This window comes from Streptomyces coacervatus, assembly GCF_029223485.1.
In the GTDB taxonomy this organism is placed as follows: Bacteria; Actinomycetota; Actinomycetes; order Streptomycetales; family Streptomycetaceae; genus Streptomyces; species Streptomyces coacervatus.
In genome coordinates, this window is the sequence record NZ_JARHTP010000004.1 from 19018 (window position 1) to 36471 (window position 17454).

The window sequence follows — 17454 nt, forward strand, 5'->3', positions numbered from 1 at the left end:
GGCGGCCCCACTCCGCCCTGCCGACCCCTGGTGCGAGATCAACGGGTACCCCGCGACAAGGGACTCGCACTCCCCACAAGCGCGCCTCTTCAGATGTGCACGAGGGCTCCGCGATCCCGGTCTCTCAGAACGTGAAGACGCTGGTCCCGTAGGAGTTCTTCACGCACTCGTTGCTGAAGGTCCGTTCGTAGGAGACGCGCTTGCCCTGCCAGACGCCGTCGACCGTGACGACGACCGGGTCGTAAAGCCTCGTACACAGGGCGTCGTCTCTCGCCCACAGGGCGTCGAAGTCGCCGGCGGCGCTGCGTAGTTCGGCGCAGGCGAGGGCGGCGGCCGGGTGGGTGCCCGAGGCCGTCGGGGCGCAGCTCAGGGTGACGGCGCGAAGCGGCGTCGCGGTGGCCGCGCTGTTGCCGTGGCCGAGGGTGAGCACCAGGGCCGAGGGGGCGTAGAGCGAGGCGGGGGCGGCGGCCGGGTCGGCGAGGGCGGCCCCGGTCAGGGGTCCGCAGACGGCGGTGGCCGTGAGGGCGAGGGTGGCTGCCCAGCGCGCGGTGTTCCGCATTGTGTGCATCCTTCCGCAGGATTCGAGGGTGTGCCGGACCGCAGTCGGGTTGGTGCCGGACCGGCGAGCGCGAGTCTGCCGAGTCCGCCGCCGAAATACACCTCGACCCCACGCGTTTCAGTAACCTTGCGTGTTGAAACAGTGGCGTGAAGTCACGGAATTCGAACGTTCAAACCCCGGAACTGAGCGGTTCTTGATCGCCCGAAGCAGCCAAGTGGCTGGTTTCCTACGCTTCGTTAATAGGCCTGAAACATTCCGGTTGAGCTGTCGGCGGACTCCCCCGCACCCCCTTGCGTTCATGAGCGCGGCGAGTAATCGTCATTACATGATTACGACAGAGCAACGAGAGAAGCTGCGCGGCTGGTTCGCAGGCCGGCTGCCCGACGATCTCTTCGAAGAGCCGGTCGAGCTCACGGTCGACCGCGAGGAGATCACCGTGATCGGCCGCATCGCCGAACCGCGGCTCGCCGAGGGCGCATCGGACGCCGAGCGGGAGGCCGCGACACAGGCCCGGATCCAGGAGTTCCGGGAGCGCACCCGCGAGGCGCGCATCGAGGTGGCCCGCGAGGCCGAGCACCGGTTCCGCCGGAAAGTGTCCTGGGGTGTCGAGTGCGGCGACGAGCACGCCCTGTTCACGCATGTCGCCGCACCCGTGATGACCCGGCTGCGCCAGCCCGAGCGGCAGGTCCTCGACACCTTGATCGCCGGTGGTGTGGCCCGCAGCCGCAGCGACGCCCTCGCCTGGTGCGTGCGCCTGGTCCAGCGCCACACCGACGACTGGCTCGCCGAGCTGCGGGAATCCCTCGAACACGTCCAGCGGGTACGGGCACAGGGCCCGGACGCGGAACCGGAGGATGCATCGACGGACACCCCGACCGACGCCTCGGCGCCGGACGACAAGTGATGGAGGATTCATACACTCCCGGCGGAAAAGATGGATGAACCGTCCTCTGGTGCGGGTTCTGCCCACGGCCGTACGGTCGGCAGACCGTCGAGAGGACGGCCGCCATGCCCGCCGCACATCCCCGCGACAGCGACCGGCCGCCCGCCCCGCCGCGCCACCACGCGCTCCACCGCCCCGCCTCCGCTGGAGCCCCCTTGTCCTCGCAGTCGCCCGACTCCCCCAGCACGCCGCCGCCGTCCCTCACCGAGGTCGAGGCCCATGGCGTGGAACGCATCCCCGACGCGGACCGCACCGCGACGCCGCTCGACCTGTTCCGGCTCGCCTTCGGCGGCGCCAACACCTTCTCCACCTGTGTCCTCGGCGCCTTCCCGATCCTTTTCGGCCTCTCCTTCCGGCAGGGCCTCGCGGCCACGCTCCTCGGCGTCCTCGCGGGCGCGCTGATCCTGTGCCCGATGGCCGTGTTCGGCCCGGTCAACGGCACCAACAACGCCGTCTCGTCCTCCGCCCACCTGGGCGTGCACGGCCGCGTGGTCGGCTCGTTCCTGTCGCTGCTGACGGCGATCGCCTTCTTCTCCATCTCGGTGTGGAGCTCGGGCGATGCCCTGGTCGGCGGCGCGCACCGACTCTTCGGCCTGCAGCGCAGCAACCTGTCGTACGTCGTCGCATACGCGCTGTTCGCCGGTCTGGTCCTCGCGGTGTGCGTGTACGGCTTCCGGTTCATGCTGTTCGTCAACAAGGTCGCGGTGGCCTCGGCGACCGTGCTGTTCCTGCTCGGCGCGATCGCCTTCGCCGGGGACTTCGACCCGTCGTACGCCGGTGTCTTCACGGAGTCGGCGGATGCGACGACCAAGTCCCTGTTCTGGCCGTCCTTCATCGGCGCGGCGCTCATCGTGCTGTCCAACCCGGTGTCCTTCGGGGCGTTCCTCGGCGACTGGTCGCGCTACATCCCGGCGAGCACCCCGCGCCGCCGGGTGATCGGCGCCGCGTTCCTGTCGCAGCTCGCGACGCTGCTGCCGTTCGTCTTCGGCCTGGCGACCGCGAGCATCATCGCCGCGAAGGCCCCGGAGTACGTCGACCCGGCGGCACCCGACTTCGTCGGCGGACTGCTCGCCATCTCGCCGACCTGGTACTTCCTGCCGGTGTGCCTGCTCGCCCTGATCGGCGGCATGTCAACGGGGACGACCTCGCTGTACGGGAGCGGGCTCGACTTCTCGTCAGTGTTCCCGCGGCTGTCGCGGGTGCAGGCGACGGTGCTGGTGGGCGCCTTGTCGATCGCGTTCATCTTCATCGGCCGGTTCGGGCTCGATCTGGTGCAGTCCATCTCGACCTTCGCCACGATGATCATCACGTGCACCACGCCGTGGATGGTCGTCATGATGCTGGGCTTCTTCACCCGCCGCGGCTGGTACGACCCGGACGCGCTCCAGGTCTTCAACCGCCGTCAGCGCGGCGGCCGTTACTGGTTTGCGCACGGCTGGAACTGGCGGGGCATGACGGCGTGGTGGGTGTCCGCACTGCTCGGCGTGCTGTTCACCGATATCCCGGGGCAGTTCGTCGGCCCGCTGGGCGATCTGGCGGGCGGCGTCGACATCAGCCTGCCGCTGTCGCTGGTCGTGGCCGCGGTGCTGTATCTGACGCTGCTGCGGCTGTTCCCCGAACCGCGGGCGGTCTACGGGCCCGAGGGGGCACGGCTGGCTCGTACCGTTGAGGTGCCGGTGCCGCCGATCACGGGGCCTGAGGCATTGTCAGTGCCTTCGGCTACGTTGCTGCCATGACTGAATTCGTTCTGGTGGCGGGTGCCAAGCTGGGGGCGTGGGCTTGGGACGAGGTGGTCGCCGAGCTGCGGGCGGCCGGGCACGGAGCCCATGCGCTGACACTGTCCGGGCTCGCCGAGAAGCAGGGCATACCGGCCGGGCAGCAGACGCATGTGCAGGACATCGTCGACGCGGTGGAGCAGCTCGGTCTGCGGAACGTCGTGCTGGTCGGGCACAGCTACTCGGGAATACCCGTGGGGCAGGCGGCGGAGCGCATCGGCGACCGGTTGGCGCGGGTGGTGTACGTCGACGCGAGTGTCCCCGCGGACGGCAAGTCGTTCCTGTGGGGCTGGGACAGCGACGGGGTGCGGGCGGCGATCGCGGAGAACGGCGGCTTCTGGCAGGCCTTCTCGGCGGAGGACCTTCAGGAGCAGGGCCTCACGGAGGAGCAGGTCGACCGGATCGTGCGCGGCGCGACTGCCCATCCGGGCGCCTCGCTCACCGAACCGGCCGTCCTGACCCGCTCCCCCGCCGAACTGCCGTCGACCTACGTCAAGTGCCTGCTGGACTGGCCCGAGCCGAGCGACGATGTGGCCGAGCTCCTCAAGAGCGAGCGGTGGAACCTGGTCGAGATGGACACCGGTCACTGGCCGATGTTCTCGCAGCCACGCGAACTTGCCCGCATCCTGCATGAATCGGCCGTCGGACCCTGAATCTCCACCCCACCTACCCGCCGGTATCGTCAGCGTGCAACGCGTTCTCACCGACGAGAGGCGGGACCGTACCCATGGCCAAGCACTGGGCGGACTTCCAGTACGAGATCTATCTCAACGGGATGACGGGCGCCGTGCCGCGGCTGCCCACCGATCTGACCCGGCTGGAGGAGCTGACCGAGCAGCGGCTCGGTCCCGGGCCCGTCGGCTATGTTTCGGGCAGCGCGGGCGACGGCAGCACGGCGCGGGCGAACCGGGCGGCTCTCCAGCGCCGGCGGATCGTCCCGCGCATGCTGCGGGACGTCCACGAACGCGACCTGTCCGTCGAGGTGTTGGGCCGCGCCCTGCCCGCCCCGCTGGCCCTGGCTCCCGTCGGTGTGCTGTCGATCATGCATCCGGACGCCGAGTCCGCAGCCGCCCGGGCCGCCGCCGCGCAGGGTGTGCCGTACATCCTGTCCTCGGCGTCCAGCACGCCGATGGAGCAGGTCGCGGAGGCAATGGGGGACGCGGAGCGCTGGTTCCAGCTGTACTGGGCCAAGGACCGTGAGGTGACCCGGAGTTTCCTGAACCGGGCGAAGGTGGCCGGGTTCACCGCGCTGGTCGTCACGCTCGACACGCCGTTGCTGGCCTGGCGTCCACGCGACCTCGACCAGGCATACCTCCCCTTCCTGCACGGCGTCGGCACCGCCAACCACTTCTCCGACCCGGCCTTCCAGGCAGGCCTCGCCAAACCGGTCCACGAGGACCCGAACGCGGCCGTGCTGCATTTCGTCGGCATGTTCGCGGACCCGGGCAAGACCTGGCCGGACCTGGCGTTCCTGCGGGAGAACTGGGACGGCCCGATCGTCCTCAAGGGCATCCTGCATCCGGACGACGCCCGGCTCGCCGCCGACGCCGGAATGGACGGTGTGGTGGTCTCCAACCACGGCGGCCGCCAGGTGGCCGGGTCCGTCGCGGCCGCCGACGCGCTGCCCCGGGTGGCCGAGGCGGTCGGCGACCGGCTGACCGTCCTGTTCGACAGCGGTGTCCGCACCGGCGACGACGTCTTCAAGGCGCTCGCGCTCGGCGCGCAGGCGGTGCTTGTGGGGAGGCCGTACGTCTACGGGCTCGGACTCGACGGACAGGCGGGCGTCGAGCATGTGATCCGCTGTCTGCTCGCCGAGTTCGACCTCACGCTGGCCCTGTCGGGGCATGCCACGCCCGCCACGATCGGCTCCGCCGACCTCATCGAGGAATCCGTATGACCACTGCCCCGAAGAACGTCCTCGCCGTCGTCGCGCCCCACGTGGGCGGCCGCGGCGCCGGCGCCGGACTCGCCACCCTCTTCCCCGGCGAGGTGAACGTCACCGTCGTCGAGGCGACCGACGAGAACCCGGCCGCCCTGCACACGGCACACGTGATCATCACGGCGCTCTCCCCCGTGACCGCCGAACACCTCGCCGCCGCACCGGACTTGAAGCTGGTGCAGTGCGCGAGCCACGGCTTCGAGTACGTCGATCTGGACGCCGCCCGTGCCCGGGACGTGGTCGTCTGCAACATCGGCTCCAGTGGCGCCGAGTCGCAGAACGTGGCCGAGCAGACCTTCGCCCTCATGCTCGCACTGGCCAAGCAGCTGATCCCGGCGCACACGGCGCTCGTCGAGGCGGACTGGGCGCTGCCCCGCCTGCAGCGCTCCCTCACCGAGCTGTCGGGCAAGACGCTCGGCATCGTCGGCCTCGGCGGCATCGGGCAGGAAGTGGCCCGCCGCGCGGTCGCGTTCGACATGAGCATCGTGTACGCCGGTCGCCGCAGGCTGCCCGAGGAGACGGAGGCCAGGCTCGGCGGGGCCCGCCACGTCGCGCTCGACGAGTTGCTGCGCACGGCGGACTACGTCTCCCTGCATGCGCCGCTCACGGACGAGACCCGGCATCTGCTCGACGCCGAGCGGCTGGCGCTCCTCAAGCCGACGGCGTTCGTGATCAACACGGCGCGGGGCGCCCTCATCGACCAGGACGCCCTCGCGGACGCGCTGGAGAACGGCACCCTGGCCGGGGCGGGCATCGACGTCTTCGACCCCGAACCGCCCACCCCGGCCCTGCGCCTGCTCAAGTCGCCGAACGTGGTCCTCTCGCCGCACGTCGGCGGCGTGACCCGCGAAACGCTGATCCGCATCGCGCTGGCCGCCGTGCAGAACGTCGCCGGCTTCCTGACCGGCGGGGAACCGCGGGACGTCGTGAGCTAGCGGTCACCTTTCAGGGGCGCCCGCCGGGCGCCCCGCAAGGGGCGGCGGCTGGATCGACATGCGGCTCCGCCGCGCGGCCGCGACAAGGCCCGACGAAACCGCAGGCGTCTGCGTCCCCGCGATCGACAGCGAGCCCTGGCCAGCCGTCGCCGTCGGATCGGCCAGCCAGCGCTGCGCCGTGGAGCTGTCGCGGATCTTGACTACGATGTCCGCGCCCGGGTTCTCGCTCGTGGCGGCGAGGGCGAGCTGTTCGTCCCGGCGGGGCAGCAACTCCCCCTGCACGGTGAGGTCGTAGCGCACATCGTCACCCCGCTTGTCCTTCTCGGCGGCGCACTTGCCGAGGACGACCACGCCCGCGTCCACTCGCGAGTCCAGGCACAGGTCGGAGTCCGCCGCGCTGTGCAGCAGCCCGTCCTTCTCCAGCGACCACTGCTGGGTGTCGGCGTCCGAACACGCCGCCAGCTCGGTGCCGGCTCCGGCCTTCACCTTGCCCTTGATGTCGAGGCAGAGGTCGGCGCCGGCGTTGCGCAGCCTCGACTGCCCCGGAACCGTGGGGAGTTGGGCGGTACCGGGCGAGGACCGGGAGCCGACGCCCGGTGCAGTGCCGCCGCTCGCGCTGTTGGAGGCGGCCGGGTCGACGCCGTCGTCGTGCGAGAACAGACCGGCCGCGAACACCGTGGCGAGCAGCCCGGCGGAGGCGACGCCCACTCCGGTCAGCAGCGCCCGTGAGCTGCGCGGCGCCCCCTCAGGCCGGCGGCCGGGCAGCGGGATACGGGGCAGGATGCGCGGGCGTCCGCCGCCGTGCCGCGCGGAGCCGCTTCTGCCCGTTCCCTGCTGCGTACGGCCCGGACGGGTGTCGAGGTAGCGGCGGGCACCCCAGCCGAGCACCGCTTCGGCGATGAGCACCCCCAACCCGCCCTCGAAATGGCTCAGTTGCTCGGCGGCGGAACTGCAGTAGCGGCACTGAGCCAGATGCTGCTGGACATCCGGCAGCAGGGCCCCGCCCCGGCGAATCGGAACGTCGAGGAGGCGGTTGTAGAACCGGCAATCCTTGCTCGGCGCGAGTTCCCTATGGGCATGTACACAACCTTCCCGGAATTTTTCACGCGCCTGTTCGAGCGCCGCCGACGCGGTGTCGGTATCCATGCCGAGCAGGCCGGCGGGAACGGTTATGGACTCCGCCTCGACCTCGGTGTGCCAGAGCAAACAACGGGAGAGTCCCGGAAGGGCCTGGAAAGAACGCTCGGCGAGTCTGCGATTTTCGGGCGTCATGGACTTCGTCGTACGCATACCGCGGCCGCCGGAGGGTTTCTGCAGCTCCGGCAGAACACTGGATATTCGGTCCTCGGCGGACCACACCCGGACCGTCTCCCGCACGGCCACCAGAAGCCGGGGGCGCACCGCGAGCGCGGCCTCGCCCAGCGCCAGCCGGTCGAGGACCTGGTGGAAGGCGGCCGCCGTCGCCATGGAGGCGAGCTCGGCCGTGGAGGTGAGGCAGATGGCCGCGTAGTCGCGGGCGGGCTGCCAGTGCCGCGCCATGAGCAGCGCGACGGAACGGGCGACCTCACCGTCGGGACGGCCCCTGAGCCGGGTGGCGAGGTTCTCGTCGGATTCTCCGGGAACCCCGCCGGGCGGCGGGTAAGGGGGGCGAGGTGGGTGGGGGGTGGGCACTGAGCGGATTCCTTCCCACGCGCATGGGACACACAGGAGGGCGTGAATTCAGGTATGTCCATTCGGCCCGGTTTCCGATTGGCCGATCGACACCCGGCCATTACACCCCCCGCACGGGTAGTTCACCCTTGCACAACACACTCATGACCAACAAGGCACTCGGGCAACATCCGCCTCTTTGAAAGTTGGTCAGAAACGGCGGCAACTCGCCTCACCCGCATGAGCTTTCGTCATTCCATGCGCCCCGTGTGAAACAGGCGCACGCGCCGGAGCACCGCGCACGCTCCCGGCGTGCACCACCCCGTAGTGCACTGGGTAGCGGCCCTTCTCGGAGGCCCTGCGCAGGACGGCGGCTCTCCTGCGCCGCACGGGCCGCCGACCTTGTTCCTCCCGCCCTCGGTCGGCGGCCCCGGGGGCGGGTCGTTGCGGCTACGGCAGGGCGGCCCTCAGATCTGCCAGGAGCGCAGCCGGTCGGCCGCACCGTAGACGTCGGACTTGCCGGAGATCAGATCGCGGGCGAGGTCGACGAGGGCTCCGTAGGGCGGGTCGATGCCGACGCCGCTGACGAACATGTACGACACGGCTGTCGCGCAGGCGAAACGGGCGTTGGCCGACGGCAGCGGCTTGAGCAGGGCGAGGGTGTGCAGCAGGGCGGCGGCGCGCCAGGCCGGGTCGGAGTCCACGCCGAGACGGGGTGGGTCCACGCGATGGCGGGCGACGGCGGCGACCAGGGCGGAGAAGTCGTTGACGGTGGGCTGGTCCGGCAGCACCTCTTCATGGCGCTGGAGCAGCCAGGGCACGTCGATATGGATGACGGGTGCCATGGGTCAGGCGACCCGCCCCTCGCCGGTGTGGGCGGGTTCGTCGTCGGGGAAGGCGGCGGCGAACTCGTCGGCATGGGAAGCGAAGAAGCGCCGGAACGCCTCCGCGCCCTCCTGCAGCGCACGGTGCCGGGCTATGTCCGCGGCGGCGGCTTCGCGCACGAGGGCCTTCATGGACGTACCGCGCTCCTTGGCGATCTGCCGCAGGTCCTCAAGTTCGCGATCGCTGAACTCGACATTCAGGGCTGGCATGCCTTCACGGTACCGCCGAGGTACTTACTCGTAAATAGTCCCTGGTCACAGCACCTTTATGACGGTACCTACCGACGTAGGCGCCGGCCGAGGGCCATGTCCGATTCCCGCCAGCTCCGGGCTCGGCCGCGCAGCAGACTGGAGCCATGAAGACGTACACGAGGATCGACAGCCCGGTGGGTGAACTGCTTCTGGTGGGCGAGGGGACGGCCCTTGCCTCGCTGTCCCTGCCGGGGCAGCGGAACGCGCCCGTCGTCCGTGCCGACTGGCGGCGCGACGACGAGGCGTTCGGCGAGGCCGCCCGACAGCTCTCCGCCTACTTCGCGGGCCGGCTCACCCGCTTCGAGCTGAGCCTCGCCCCTGAGGGGACGGAGTTCCAGCAGCGGGTGTGGCGAGCGCTCGACGAGATCCCGTACGGGACCACGACGACGTACGGGGAGCTCGCCGCGCGGCTCGGTGTGGACCGGGCCGAGATCAGGGCGGTGGGCGCTGCGATCGGCGCCAATCCGCTGCTCGTCGTCCGCCCCTGCCATCGCGTGATCGGCGCCGACGGTTCGATGCGCGGGTACGCGGGCGGCGTCGAGCGCAAGGTGCAGCTGCTCACGCACGAGGGTGCGCTGCAGCCGATGCTGGGCTGACGGGAGGAGTGGTCGTGACGTTCACCGAGGCCGAGGCCCGCAGGCGCGTGGCCGGCACCGAATGGGCGGCCCTCGCCGCCGAGTTGGATGTCCACGGCAGCGCGCCGACGGGGCCGCTGCTGACGCCCGCCGAGTGCCGTGACCTGGCCGCGCTGTACGAGAAGCCGGAGCTGTTCCGGACCACGGTCGACATGGCACGGCACCGCTTCGGCCGCGGCGAGTACCGGTACTTCACCCACGATCTGCCTGCTCCGGTGGCCGCCCTGCGCGCCGCCCTGTACCTGCGTCTGCTGCCGGTCGCGCGGGACTGGGCGGCCCGGCTGGGCCGTCCGGCGCCCTGGCCGGACTCTCTGGAGGAGTGGCTGGAGGCGTGCCATGCGGCCGGGCAGGACCGGTCTGCGCAGATCCTGCTGCGTTACGGCGAGGGCGACTGGAATGCCCTGCACCGTGATGTGTTCGGCGCCAAGGTGTTCCCGCTCCAGGTGGTCGTCGGCCTCGACGAGTACGGCGCCGACTACACCGGCGGCGAGTTCCTGATGGTCGAGCAGCGGCCGCGGGCCCAGTCCCGGGGCACCGCGACCGCGCTCCGGCAGGGTCACGGGCTGGTCTTCACCACCCGGGACCGGCCGGTGCGCACGCTGCGCGGCTGGTCGGCCGGAGCGATGCGGCACGGTGTGAGCACCGTTCGCTCCGGCCGGCGGCATGCGCTGGGTATCGTCTTCCACGATGCGTGAGCCCTCCCTGGGTGCCGCGATGTGCCGTCTGTCGTCTGCGGCGCCGTCGTGGCTGGTCGCGCAGTTCCCCGCGCCCCTTACGGGGCGCGCCAAGGCCGCCCAGCGCCTCAGGCTCCGGACCACAGCCCCTTGCGGCGGTAACTCCCCTGCCAGAACAGCCGGTTGAGGACTCGTACCGGAGGCGGCATCGCGTCGAGGAAGCGGGCGCGGTCCGCGGGTGGGGTGCCGTCAACGATCCATGGGACGAACACCGAGGCGCCGCGCAGGCCCTGGGTCTCGCGGATGCGGCCGGTGAAGGCTGCCCAGTCGGCGGACGTCAGGACGTCCTGCATGAGCGGCAGTGCGCTGTCCTCCTCGTGCTTGAGGTGGTCGTCGAGGGTGGCCGTCAACGCCCGTACGAGATCGGGCAGTTCGGGCGCCTGGTCGTCCAGCGCGGTGTCGACCGCGGCGAGCAGCGGGTCGATGCGGGAGTGTTCCGCCTCCATGTCGTCCAGGAGGGCGAGTTCACGCGGACGCCCCGCGACGCGCTCCCGCACGCGCGGCCACAGGTCGCTGTCCTCGGCGGTGTGGTGGATGTGCAGCTGGCGGGTGAAGTTCTCCCAGCCGGCGCGCACGCCGGGGGTGTGCGCGCGCCCCTCGGCGACGGCCTGAGCGAGGCGCTCCAGGTCGCGTCGGAAGGCGTCGTGGGAGGCGTACATGGCGGTGAAGTCGATACTCATCGGGCGGCTTCCTCCAGTTCGGTCTCGTTGATCGGCAGGGCATGCGGGTTGGCGGACGGGCCGCGGTGGCGTCGTACGGCGAGACAGGCGACTGCTCCGGCCAGCAGCACGGCGGCGGACACGTACACGGCCGGGCCCATCGCGTCGACGAAGCCGTGGCCGAAGACCTGTCCGCCGAGGGCGCGCATGCGCTCGGCGACGTCCTGCGGCACCCCGTGCGGCGCGCCGCCCTGCTGCCGGGCGCCGACGTCGGACTCGGCCTTGGAGAAGGCAGCGACGAACGAGTCCCGGTAGGCGGCGGGCAGCCGTCCGGCGCTCTCGTGGGCCCGATCCGCGAGCGCGGAGGCGAGCCGGTTCTGCAGCACCGCGCCGACGACGGCGCCCGCGAGGACCGAGCCGACTTGCCGCAGCGCGTTGGTGACGCCGGACGCCGCTCCGGCCAGCCGGGCCGGAACACCGCGCATGACCTCTGTGGCGAACGGGGCGAAGGTGCAGCCGACGCCGAGGCCGGTGAGGAAGAGCGGCAGCGCGATGCTCAGCCATCCCGATCCGACGTCGGCAACGGTCACCACCCAGGTCAGACCGCCCGCCCACGCGAGCAGCCCGGTCAGCAGGATGTACTTGCCGCCGACCTTGTCGGACAGCGCTCCGGCGGGCCCCGCCGTGACGAAGGAACCGAGCGCCACGGGGAGCAGCACCAGGCCGGACTTGAGGGCGCTGAAGCCGAGGACGGACTGCAGATAGATCGTCAGCGGCAGGAACATGCCGACGATGCCGAAGGCCACTGTGACGCCGACGAGGTTGACGAGGGTGAAGTTGCGGTCCCGGAAGAGCGCGAACGGGACCAGGGGTTCGTTCGTCTGCTGGCCGCGCTCGTGCAGCAGGAAGCCGGCGAACAGGCCGGCGGCCAGGGTGAACAGGCTCCAGATCCAGCGGTTCCAGTCGTAGCGCTGGCCCTCGGTGAGCCCGAAGGCCAGGCAGAACAGGGCGGTCGAGGCGAGCAGGACGCCCAGGGTGTCGAAGCGGTGCCGCAGGGTGCGCCTCGCGCCGGGGATGATCGCGAAGGTCATCAGCAGCACGACCGCCCCGATCGGCAGGTTGACGTAGAAGATCCACCGCCAGCTCAGGTGGGTGATCAGCGCCCCGCCGAGGATCGGGCCGAGCGCACCGGAGACACCGGCGACCGTGCCCCAGATGCCCATCGCCACTCCGCGCCGGTCGGCCGGGAAGACCTCGGCGATGATCGACAGTGTCTGCGGCATCAGCAGTGCCGCGCCCAGGCCCTGCACCGTCCGGAACGCAATGAGCTGGGCGGGGTCCCGGGCGAGGCCGCAGGCGAGGCTCGCCAGGGTGAACACGGCGACTCCGGCGGCGAACAGGTTGCGTTTGCCGCGCAGGTCGCCGAGGCGCCCGCCGGTGATCAGCAGGACGGCCAGCGCCAGGGTGTAGGCGTTGACGACCCACAGGATCTCGTCGAGAGATGCGTTCAGATCCTCGCCCAGCTGCGGGATCGCGATGTTCACGATCGTCAGGTCGAGGAGTGTCATGAAGAACCCGAGGGAGAGGGTGATGAGAATCGCCCATGGGTTGCCGTGCCATTTCTTGAACACGATGTCGGTCTCCTTGCATTGGTTTCGCGTTCAAGAGGGCGGTGCGGTGGGCGAGTGTGACGCGACCGGATTTCACTGAGACGTACGTCACATATCGCCCGTCCGATGTCACATTCGGACCCCTTCCGGGCCTCGGAGTGGTGAGCACGCCGCTGGGGAGGCCCACGTATGTCCAAGAGCTCTGTCACCGACGAGGCGACCGATGTCTTCATGAACCACCGGGAGCTGTTGTTCGGCCTCGTCTACAACATGCTGGGCAGCGTCGCCGACACCGAGGACGTGCTGCAGGAGACCTGGCTGGCCTGGTCGGGCCGGGGCGCCGACGGGATCACCAACCCGCGCGCCTATCTGGTCCGCATCGCGGTCAACCAGGCGTTGCAGCGGCAGGCCGTGATCACCCGCCGCCGCGAGACGTATGTCGGCCCGTGGCTGCCCGAGCCGCTGGTCGCCGAGGACACGAGCGCCGACGACCCGGTCGTGCGGGGCGAGTCCGTGTCCCTGGCGATGCTGGTGGTCCTGGAGTCGCTGACCCCGCTGGAACGCGCGGTGTTCGTCCTCAACGAGGTGTTCGGGTACGCCCACACCGAGATCGCGGACATCATCGACCGCACCCCGGCGGCCGTACGGCAGCTGGCGCATCGCGCACGGGACCATGTGCTGGCCCGCCGGCCGCGCTACCGGGCGCACCCACGCGTCCGGCAGGAGGCGACGGAGCGGTTCGTGCGGGCCGCGCTCGGTGGTGACATCGCCGCACTGATGGAGATCCTCGCGCCGGACGTCACGGTGTGGACGGACGGCGGTGGCAACCGCAAGCCGGCGGGGCTGCGCCCGGTGCACGGCCGGGACAAGGCGGTCCGCCTGATCACCTCGTACGCGGCCCGGCGCGGCCCTCAGGACCTCGATCTGCGCTACCGCCGGGTCAACGGCGACGACGCCGCGGTGCTGTTCCAGGGCGAGGACCCGTACGCAGTGATGGTCATGGACCTCACGCCCGAGGGCGACCGGGTGAACGGCGTCTACATCGTCACCAACCCCGACAAGCTCACGCACGTGCACAAGGACGAGGACGAGGAGGAGGACGAGTGACCGCCACGCAGACACCGGGCAGGGGCGAGCGCGTCGCCGACTGGCTCGACGGGCGCCTCGGCATCCACTCGCTCGGCCGGAAGTACCTGCGCAAGGTGTTCCCGGACCACTGGTCGTTCCTGCTCGGCGAGATCTGCCTCTACAGCTTCGTCGTGCTGATCCTCACCGGCGTGTACCTCACTCTCTTCTTCCATCCGTCGATGAACGAGGTGACGTACCACGGCAGTTATGTCCCGCTCAACGGCATCCGGATGTCCGAGGCGTACGCCTCCACGCTGCACATCAGCTTCGACGTGCGCGGCGGGCTGCTGATCCGGCAGCTGCACCACTGGGCGGCGCTGGTCTTCGTCGCCGGGATGCTGACGCACATGATGCGGCACTTCTTCACGGGTTCGTTCCGCAAGCCCCGTGAGATCAACTGGCTGTTCGGCTGGCTGCTGCTGTTCCTCGGCCTGTTCGAGGGCCTGTTCGGCTACTCGCTGCCGGACGACCTGCTGTCGGGCACGGGCCTGCGCTTCGTCAACGGCGCCCTGCTGTCGGTGCCGATCGTCGGAACGTACCTCTCGATGTTCCTGTTCGGCGGCGAGTTCCCCGGTCACGACATCGTGGCGCGCTTCTACTCCCTGCATATCCTGCTGATCCCCGGCATCATGGCGGCGCTCGTCGTGGCGCACCTCATCCTGGTCGTCTACCACAAGCACACTCAGTTCGCGGGGCCCGGGCGGACCGAACGCAACGTCATAGGCACGCCGTTCATGCCGGTGTACCTGGCGAAGGCGGGCGGCTTCTTCTTCCTGGTCTTCGGCGCGCTCACGATGATCGCGGCCGTGGCGACGATCAACCCGGTCTGGGTGTACGGCCCCTTCCGCCCGGACCAGGTGTCCACGGGCGCGCAGCCCGACTGGTATCTGGGCTTCGCCGAGGGCCTGGTCCGGGTCATGCCGGGCTGGGAGATCACGCTGTGGGGGCACACCCTGGTCCTGGGGGTCCTGATCCCGATCGTGGTCTTCCCGCTCCTCCTCGTCTTCATCGGGGTCTATCCCTTCCTGGAGGCCCGGGTGACCGGCGACAGACGCGAACACCACCTCCTCGACCGCCCGCGCAACCGCCCCGTCCGCACGGCGATCGGTGCGGTCTGGATCAGCCTCTATCTGATCCTGTTGGCGGGCGGCGGCAACGACATCGTGGCAACCCGTCTGCACCTGTCCATCAACACGGTCACCTGGACGGTCCGGGTCGCGGTGTTCGTCCTCCCGGTGGTCGTCTTCGTCGTCACCCGGCGCATCTGTCTGGGCCTCCAACTCCGGGACAGGGAGCTGGTGTTGCACGGCCGGGAGACCGGTCTGATCAAGCGGCTGCCGCACGGCGAGTACGTCGAGGTGCACCAGCCGCTCGACCAGGCCGAGCTGCACACCCTCACCGCCCACAAGCGGCCGGGTGAGCTCGTGGAGCGGGAACCTCAGCCCTGATCCGCCACAAAGGACGCCATCCGGGACAGGGCCGCGTTCCAGTTGATGGCCGTCTCGTTCGTCGACCAGGACTGGATGTCGTCGATGTAGCAGAACTGCCCGACACAGCCCTGGAGTTTGCTCTGTGCGTAGGGATCCTGGATGGACGAGTTGGGCCCGCCCGCCAGGGTTCCGTGCGGCGGGTTCGGCAGGTTCGGGTCGAGTTCGTGGGCGTACCAACGGCTGTGCTGGTTGTGGGAGTTGACCTCGCCGTAGCCGGTGACGTACGAGATGTTCAGCGCGTTTCGGCCCAGGATGTAGTCCATGCTCTGGATCGCGCCGTCACGGTACTTCGAGGCGCCCGTGATGTCGTACGCCGTGGCGAGGACGACGCCGTTGTTCAGTATCTGGTGGCTGGAGCCCCAGTCGTAGACGTTGCCGTCGGGCGCGTACGGCATGCCGTACGGCTGTGACTTCAGCGTCGCGAGATAGCGGTCGGCGCCCGCGACGACCGACCGGCGCACCTTGTCCCGGCCGGGCAGTTTGCTCGGCACCGTCGCCAGGTCGAGGCGCCCGGCAGCGGCCGTCCTGCCCCAGTCGAAGCCGAGCGGGCCGAAGATGTCGGCGGTGTTCACCGGGGAGTTGAGCACGTAGTCCGCGAACTGCTTCTCCCCCGTGGTGAGATACAGCTCCGCCGCCGCCCAGTAGAACTCGTCGGTGGCGTTGGTGTCGTCGTAGGTTCCACCACCGGTGCCGTCGCTCGCGGAGGCGTACATCGCGGGATGCGCGAGCGCCGCCGACCAGGCCCTGCGGGCGGCCGTCAGCGCCTTCGCCGCGAAGGCGCGGTCGTAGGGCAGGTACAGGCGGGCCGCCTGGGCTGCCGTGGCCGCCAGGTTGAGGGTCGCCTGGGTGGACGGCGGGTGCAGTTCGCGCTTCTGCGGGTCGGCGCCGGGCAGCAGGGGCAGGCCGGTCCACTGCGCGTCGTGGATCTTGTGATGCGCCATGCCGGCCAGCGGCTGCCCGTCGGGCACCTGCATCTTCAGCAGGAACTCCAGCTCCCAGCGGGCCTCGTCGAGTATGTCGGGCACCTTGTTCCCGCTCTCGGGGATGGCGAGGGTGCCGTCGCGCAGTCTCTCCGACTCCCCTGTGCGGGCGAGCAGTTCGCGCTCGTAGGTGCTCAGCAGCTCCCAGGTGGCGATGCCGCCGTTGACGACGTACTTGCCGTGGTCGCCGGCGTCGTACCAGCCGCCGGAGACGTCGAGGGTGTAGTCGCACACGCCCGGCTGGCAGGGGACGTGGGAATCGCCTTGGTTCGGCGCCACGTCGACGTGCCCGGCGGCCCGGCCGTACCCCGGACGCAGGTCGTCGCGGATCGCGATGCCGCTGCGCTGCGTGTAGTAGTACTTCACCGAGTCGAGCCGCAGTTGCTCGTAGGCGCTGCTGCCGATGTCGAACGGGCGGCTGGTCTCCCCGTCGGCGACCAGCGTGAAGCCCTTGCCCTGCCTGCGATAGTCACCGAAGTCGATCGAGTGGACGTTCTGCCCGGAGGAGACGTCGACGCCGCGCGGCACGGTCCAGCCGTGGGCGACCGTCGTACCGTCGGCGTCCTTGAGCTGCCAGGGCAGTTTCGCGGTGGCGTCGGTGACGAGGGTGGCGTTCTTGGGGCCGGAGGGCAGATAGGCGACCTGGTTGACGCGCACCCGCGGTCCGGTGTCCGGCTGGTACACCTCGGGCGGGACACCGCCGAGCAGCGATATGTCGTCCATGCAGAACCGCCAGGGGTCCGCACTGCCACCGGTCTGGAAGGCGACCTGGCCCTGGGTGGTGTCGACGGGCGAGGTGAAGGTGTACGAGTAGGTGTCGCCGGAGACGCTCAGCTGCGGGCTCACCTCGAAATAGGTGCTGTACGGCGCCACTTGGAGGCCCACGACCGCCCGCACCACATGCCCTTCGGGCGAACCGGTCGCGGTGAAGCTGAACTTGTACGACTGCCCCTTCACCAGGGTGACGTCGTTCTGGCCGACGGCGGCGTCCCAGCGGTTGGCGGTGCCGCCCGGTACATCCGCGCAGAGTTTGCCGCCGGACAGGCCGGCGCTGATGTTGGTGGTCGTCCACCAGGGGTCGATGGCGGTGTCGAAGGTGCCGTTCTTGAGCTGCTCGACCTCGTCGGCGGCTGCCGGACCGGCCGGGACTCCGGTAAGTGCCGTCCCCAACAGGGCCGTCAGGGCGAACAGGACGGTTCTGCGTCGTTTCACGTCTGGGCTCCTCGGGCTGAGGTACGGGTGACGCTCGCCGACCACAACGTGGTGGGAGCGCTCCCAGAT

16 protein-coding genes are annotated in these 17454 nt (G+C 70.2%); 9 read left to right on the top strand and 7 right to left on the bottom strand.

Features of this window, described 5'->3' with window-relative positions; translation table 11 throughout:
• Window positions 1-124: 124 nt before the first annotated feature.
• Window positions 125-559, bottom strand: a complete 435-nt coding sequence (locus P2Q00_RS10940; RefSeq protein WP_275771909.1) for a protease inhibitor — start codon at window positions 557-559, stop codon at window positions 125-127.
• Window positions 560-884: 325 nt separating this feature from the next.
• On the opposite strand from P2Q00_RS10940, the gene abmR reads away from it, so the two are divergent.
• The 5 genes from abmR to P2Q00_RS10965 all read left to right on the top strand — a co-directional run bounded on the left by abmR (window position 885) and on the right by P2Q00_RS10965 (window position 6151).
• A complete protein-coding gene (gene abmR / locus P2Q00_RS10945; RefSeq protein ID WP_275771910.1) occupies window positions 885-1463 on the top strand; it encodes an ATP-binding transcription factor AbmR in 579 nt (192 codons plus the stop codon).
• 194 nt (window positions 1464-1657) lie between these two features.
• Window positions 1658-3238 (top strand): purine-cytosine permease family protein, encoded by a 1581-nt coding sequence (locus P2Q00_RS10950; RefSeq protein WP_275772698.1) that lies wholly within the window; start codon window positions 1658-1660, stop codon window positions 3236-3238.
• A complete protein-coding gene (locus tag P2Q00_RS10955) occupies window positions 3235-3930 on the top strand; it encodes an alpha/beta fold hydrolase (RefSeq protein WP_275771911.1) in 696 nt (231 codons plus the stop codon). The genes P2Q00_RS10950 and P2Q00_RS10955 overlap by 4 nt, the downstream gene beginning before the upstream one ends.
• Before the next feature lie 74 nt (window positions 3931-4004).
• Entirely contained in the window at window positions 4005-5174 is a 1170-nt protein-coding gene (locus P2Q00_RS10960) for a lactate 2-monooxygenase (protein WP_275771912.1), read from the top strand.
• Window positions 5171-6151 carry a 2-hydroxyacid dehydrogenase gene (locus P2Q00_RS10965; protein ID WP_275771913.1) on the top strand — a complete coding sequence of 327 codons (981 nt, stop codon included), beginning with the start codon at window positions 5171-5173 and terminating at the stop codon, window positions 6149-6151. The genes P2Q00_RS10960 and P2Q00_RS10965 overlap by 4 nt, the downstream gene beginning before the upstream one ends.
• Window positions 6152-6154: 3 nt before the next feature.
• On the opposite strand, the gene P2Q00_RS10970 is transcribed toward P2Q00_RS10965, so the two are convergent.
• The 3 genes from P2Q00_RS10970 to P2Q00_RS10980 all read right to left on the bottom strand — a co-directional run bounded on the left by P2Q00_RS10970 (window position 6155) and on the right by P2Q00_RS10980 (window position 8895).
• Window positions 6155-7822, bottom strand: a complete 1668-nt coding sequence (locus tag P2Q00_RS10970; RefSeq protein WP_275771914.1) for an RICIN domain-containing protein — start codon at window positions 7820-7822, stop codon at window positions 6155-6157.
• Between the two features lie 446 nt (window positions 7823-8268).
• Window positions 8269-8646 (bottom strand): toxin Doc, encoded by a 378-nt coding sequence (locus P2Q00_RS10975; protein WP_275771915.1) that lies wholly within the window; start codon window positions 8644-8646, stop codon window positions 8269-8271.
• Window positions 8647-8649: 3 nt separating this feature from the next.
• Window positions 8650-8895, bottom strand: coding sequence for a hypothetical protein (locus P2Q00_RS10980; protein WP_275771916.1), 246 nt, complete (start codon window positions 8893-8895; stop codon window positions 8650-8652).
• 146 nt (window positions 8896-9041) lie between these two features.
• On the opposite strand from P2Q00_RS10980, the gene P2Q00_RS10985 reads away from it, so the two are divergent.
• Together P2Q00_RS10985 and P2Q00_RS10990 are read left to right on the top strand one after the other, a co-directional pair.
• On the top strand, window positions 9042-9533 hold the full coding sequence (locus P2Q00_RS10985; RefSeq protein WP_275771918.1) for a methylated-DNA--[protein]-cysteine S-methyltransferase: 492 nt from the start codon (window positions 9042-9044) through the stop codon (window positions 9531-9533).
• Window positions 9534-9547: 14 nt separating this feature from the next.
• On the top strand, window positions 9548-10267 hold the full coding sequence (locus P2Q00_RS10990; RefSeq protein ID WP_275771919.1) for a 2OG-Fe(II) oxygenase: 720 nt from the start codon (window positions 9548-9550) through the stop codon (window positions 10265-10267).
• A 107-nt stretch (window positions 10268-10374) separates the two neighbouring features.
• Here the strand turns inward: P2Q00_RS10990 and P2Q00_RS10995 are convergent, their stop codons facing one another.
• Window positions 10375-10986, bottom strand: coding sequence for a hemerythrin domain-containing protein (locus P2Q00_RS10995; protein ID WP_275771921.1), 612 nt, complete (start codon window positions 10984-10986; stop codon window positions 10375-10377).
• Complete coding sequence (locus P2Q00_RS11000; protein ID WP_275771923.1) at window positions 10983-12596, bottom strand: DHA2 family efflux MFS transporter permease subunit; 1614 nt, start codon at window positions 12594-12596, stop codon at window positions 10983-10985. Before P2Q00_RS11000 ends, P2Q00_RS10995 begins: the two co-directional genes overlap by 4 nt.
• Before the next feature lie 168 nt (window positions 12597-12764).
• Here P2Q00_RS11000 and sigJ point away from each other — a divergent pair, with 168 nt between their 5' ends.
• Both sigJ and qcrB read left to right on the top strand, forming a co-directional pair.
• On the top strand, window positions 12765-13682 hold the full coding sequence (sigJ, locus tag P2Q00_RS11005) for an RNA polymerase sigma factor SigJ (protein WP_275771925.1): 918 nt from the start codon (window positions 12765-12767) through the stop codon (window positions 13680-13682).
• Window positions 13679-15151, top strand: coding sequence for a cytochrome bc1 complex cytochrome b subunit (gene qcrB / locus P2Q00_RS11010; RefSeq protein ID WP_275771926.1), 1473 nt, complete (start codon window positions 13679-13681; stop codon window positions 15149-15151). The genes sigJ and qcrB overlap by 4 nt, the downstream gene beginning before the upstream one ends.
• On the opposite strand, the gene P2Q00_RS11015 is transcribed toward qcrB, so the two are convergent.
• The gene (locus P2Q00_RS11015; protein WP_275771927.1) at window positions 15142-17385 is read right to left on the bottom strand and encodes a glycoside hydrolase family 9 protein; all 2244 of its coding nucleotides are present in this window, start codon (window positions 17383-17385) and stop codon (window positions 15142-15144) included. The two genes, qcrB and P2Q00_RS11015, sit on opposite strands and share 10 nt — an antisense overlap.
• Window positions 17386-17454 lie beyond the last annotated feature (69 nt).

What these genes read in the sequence shown, in the direction of transcription:
- P2Q00_RS10940 (WP_275771909.1), bottom strand. Translation starts at nt 559, where the DNA reads ATGCGGAACACCGCGCGCTGGGCAGCCACCCTCGCCCTCACGGCCACC.
- abmR (WP_275771910.1), top strand. Translation starts at nt 885, where the DNA reads ATGATTACGACAGAGCAACGAGAGAAGCTGCGCGGCTGGTTCGCAGGC.
- P2Q00_RS10955 (WP_275771911.1), top strand. Translation starts at nt 3,235, where the DNA reads ATGACTGAATTCGTTCTGGTGGCGGGTGCCAAGCTGGGGGCGTGGGCT.
- P2Q00_RS10960 (WP_275771912.1), top strand. Translation starts at nt 4,005, where the DNA reads ATGGCCAAGCACTGGGCGGACTTCCAGTACGAGATCTATCTCAACGGG.
- P2Q00_RS10965 (WP_275771913.1), top strand. Translation starts at nt 5,171, where the DNA reads ATGACCACTGCCCCGAAGAACGTCCTCGCCGTCGTCGCGCCCCACGTG.
- P2Q00_RS10975 (WP_275771915.1), bottom strand. Translation starts at nt 8,646, where the DNA reads ATGGCACCCGTCATCCATATCGACGTGCCCTGGCTGCTCCAGCGCCAT.
- P2Q00_RS10980 (WP_275771916.1), bottom strand. Translation starts at nt 8,895, where the DNA reads ATGCCAGCCCTGAATGTCGAGTTCAGCGATCGCGAACTTGAGGACCTG.
- P2Q00_RS10985 (WP_275771918.1), top strand. Translation starts at nt 9,042, where the DNA reads ATGAAGACGTACACGAGGATCGACAGCCCGGTGGGTGAACTGCTTCTG.
- P2Q00_RS10995 (WP_275771921.1), bottom strand. Translation starts at nt 10,986, where the DNA reads ATGAGTATCGACTTCACCGCCATGTACGCCTCCCACGACGCCTTCCGA.
- sigJ (WP_275771925.1), top strand. Translation starts at nt 12,765, where the DNA reads ATGTCCAAGAGCTCTGTCACCGACGAGGCGACCGATGTCTTCATGAAC.